Source organism: uncultured Butyricimonas sp. (genome assembly GCF_959596855.1).
In the GTDB taxonomy this organism is placed as follows: Bacteria; Bacteroidota; Bacteroidia; order Bacteroidales; family Marinifilaceae; genus Butyricimonas; species Butyricimonas muris.
The window spans coordinates 1-3,210 of sequence record NZ_CAUFYA010000100.1 but is presented as its reverse complement, the minus strand read 5'-3'; the positions used below and the strand labels follow the sequence as shown (position 1 = coordinate 3,210).

Below are 3,210 nucleotides of genomic sequence, written 5' to 3'. Positions count from 1 at the left end.
ATATCCCATGAACGAGGATACTTTTTCATTCGGCGGTATGCTCACCAACATATGGATGTGATCAGGCATTGCGTGCGCTTCTATGATTTCTATATCTTTCCGCAAGCAAAGTTCCCGCAATATTTTTCCTATCTCCGCACGCAATGCCCCATAGATTATTTTTCTATGGTACTTCGGTGTGAACACAATATGGTATTGACATCTCCATGTCGTATGTGTTAATTGTCCTTGGGGATTTTTATTCTCCCCAAGGCAATTGGTGTTTTGTTACTGCGGTATATCTACCGCTCCTATCAGTTTATAGATAATCTTCACTTCCTGCACACGCTTTCCGTCTAGTCTTTCGGGTTTTCCGATATATATCTTATCTATAAAACTATTCAGAATCTCGGGCGTAAGCTCGATTACTTCGGTATAGCTTTTTACGATAGCAATAAACTTTGCAATGTTCTTTTCGCTTGCCTCGGTAGCCGAAAGGTTGGTTTTGAGTATGTCTGCTTTTTGTTTCAACTCCGCCTGTTCCGCTTCATAGTTTTTCGCAAGAAGTTCAAACCGTCCTTCGGGCATCGCGCCGCATACCTTCTCTTCATAGAGCTTTACGATGATTCTCTCTATCTCCGATAGTCTGCTCTCCGCCTTTTTCAGTTCGTTTCTCGCCGCCGCTTGCAGCTTCGCGCTCTCGCGGGTTGAACATCTTCGATACTCTTCTACAAACTCCCGCTCATACTTTCTTACATACGCGCATACCTTGCGTATATCGTTAAGCACAATTTGTTCGAGTGTATTTACCTTTATCGCGTGCTCCGTACAAAGCCCTTTCTTCTTTTTACGGTACGTCGAACAGATGAAAGCGTCCTTCCTTCTGTCGTCTGCTCTGCGGCGTATCGTCAGCTTCCCGCCGCAGTCGGCGCAATACAGCAATCCCGAAAAAATATTGACTTCGTTGAATTTGGTGTACGCCCGTTTTGTGCCTCGCATCTTCTGTACCGTTTCAAAAGTCTCTTTGGCTATAATAGGCTCCTGCGTTCCCTCGAATACCGCCCAAGACTCTTTATCTTGTATTACCTGCTTTTTGTTCTTAAACGATTTTCTCTTTGTCTTAAAATTTACCGTACATCCCGTATATTCATAGTTCGACAAGATATACTCCACGGAAATCCGACTCCATATTTCGGGATACGCCGCCGCTTTATAGTGTTTTATTCCCCTGTTCTCGGCGTACAGCTTGGGCGTTTCTGTTCCTTCGGCTGTGAGCTTACGGGCGATACTTCCCATATTGTTTCCGTCCAGATACATTCGGAATATCTTCCTTACGATTCGCGCCGCTTCCTCGTCTATTATCCACTTTTCCTTATCGTTCGGATCTTTCATATATCCGAACGGCGGAATGACGCTTAAATGCTTCCCCGAATTGCCTTTCGCTTTGAGAACGCTTCGGATCTTCTTACTTGTGTCTTTGGCGTACCATTCGTTGATGATGTTCCGAAACGGCGTGAAGTCATTATCTGCCTGGTTTTCGCTATCCACATTATCGTTCACCGCTATGAATCGTATATCCTTTTGCGGCAGCATTATTTCGGTATAGTAACCCACCATTATGTAGTCCCTACCGAACCGCGACATATCTTTCACGATAATCGTACCGATGCGTCCGTTGTTCACGTCCTCCATCATTCTTTGAAAGTCCGGACGGTTAAAGTTCGTTCCCGAATAGACGTCGTCCACGTAAAACCGTATGTTTCCGAATCCGTGCTTTTCCGCATATGCGGATAATATTTCCTTTTGATGTACGATACTGTTGCTGTCGCCGCTTAACTCGTCGTCTCGGCTTAACCGGCTGTACAGTGCCGTTATTTTTTCACCTCCGTTATTTTTTCTTTTTATTACAGCTGTTTGTGTTCCTGACATTTTTCTTTTCCTCCGTCTTTCTCCAAACAGCAAATTCGTTCCGTTGATTTGATTCGTCCTTCATTTATTTGACTGACCAATCTCTTTATAATATCCAATGCCGTACTCTTGACATTTTCGCTTTCTTCGGCGATCACGGTATATACAGCGCCGCCGATTTCGTATTGTTCTATTCTTTGTTTTATACTCAAATATCCTTATTCGGACGTAAACCCGGATTTTACTCCGCGTCCTTATTGCTTTGAATACTATGTTCTCTTTCCATCGCGTTTCCTCCTTGTTCAAAAAGATTTCAACTACTCGGTTTTCTTCATTTTCTCTAACTCAAAACCGAAAAAATCGTCATACCCGTCTTTGAGCTTTGCAAAGTCGGTATCATGTCGGGCTAATAATTCTTCATATCCCGCTTCTATAAGCTGTACCTTTGTGTAGCCGTACTTTTTCAAAAACTCGTTTATTCTTTCGGCTTTCTCTCTCGGTACGCTCGTTCCCCATACCATACACTTGGCTTTGCGTTCCGCCTTGTGCTTATCCTCGTAACGCTTATCTTTCACTGCTCTGCCTTTCTTTTCCATGTCAGTTCCTCCGAAAATATTATATCGTATCCATACGACTATTTATATTATACCGTGAGGCACGGAATAAGTCAAGCGTTTTTAGAATGTTAATACGACTTCTTGTTTTTTTTCTTTATCTTAACAGCATAATTACCGTAAGAATACTCTGCGCTAACAGTAAAACCGGTGCAGCCCAGAAAAAGAATTTTCTGAAACCGCGCTCGTAATGAATTTCCTCTCTTGCGTGGTCTATCTCTTTTTCTATGGCTTTTGCTTTTTTACTGATTTCTTCCGCTTGTCTGTCTATTGTTGCAATTGCCTTGTCCGCCGCTTCGTTGATTCGGGTATTTAACAGTTTACTTGCCTCGTCAGTCGCCTTTGCCGTAGCTGTTCTTACTTCGGTTTGTATTTGTATTGTCAGACTCTTCAATTCCCGAATCTTCCCGTTCAGGCTCTCCGACATACTCTCGGCTTGCATGCGCAGCTTTTTCAGCAAGTTCTCGTTGTTCTCTTTCAGATTCTCTTCGAGCTCGGTCATTCTCCATCTTACGCTCCTCACTTGCAGCGTCAGTTCCTCGACCAGCACATTCAACCGCATAATCAAGCCGTTGCATTTCTCGTTTGATACCGCCAAGGCTTGCTGCAATAATGCTTCCCGCGCTTCTGCCGTGAGTATGCGTACCTGTTCGCATAATTCCTGCGCCGGCTCGTTGTCCGTTAAATTTATTTCCTCGTCCGTTATAGG

4 protein-coding genes and 1 pseudogene are annotated in these 3,210 nt (G+C 43.7%); all 5 read right to left on the bottom strand.

All coding sequences use genetic code 11. From position 1 onward, the window contains the following. Positions 1-222, bottom strand: a pseudogene (gene tnpA / locus Q5866_RS20965) (IS200/IS605 family transposase); the annotation flags it as partial. Between the two features lie 45 nt (positions 223-267). Further along, complete coding sequence (locus tag Q5866_RS20960; RefSeq protein ID WP_303182332.1) at positions 268-1,908, bottom strand: recombinase family protein; 1,641 nt, start codon at positions 1,906-1,908, stop codon at positions 268-270. Beyond that, complete coding sequence (locus tag Q5866_RS20955; protein WP_178530593.1) at positions 1,884-2,099, bottom strand: hypothetical protein; 216 nt, start codon at positions 2,097-2,099, stop codon at positions 1,884-1,886. The genes Q5866_RS20960 and Q5866_RS20955 overlap by 25 nt, the downstream gene beginning before the upstream one ends. A gap of 105 nt (positions 2,100-2,204) precedes the next feature. After that, entirely contained in the window at positions 2,205-2,483 is a 279-nt protein-coding gene (locus Q5866_RS20950; protein ID WP_178530594.1) for a hypothetical protein, read from the bottom strand. A 115-nt stretch (positions 2,484-2,598) separates the two neighbouring features. Continuing rightward, a partial coding sequence (locus Q5866_RS20945) for a hypothetical protein (protein ID WP_303182330.1) occupies positions 2,599-3,210 on the bottom strand: 612 nt, incomplete at its 5' end.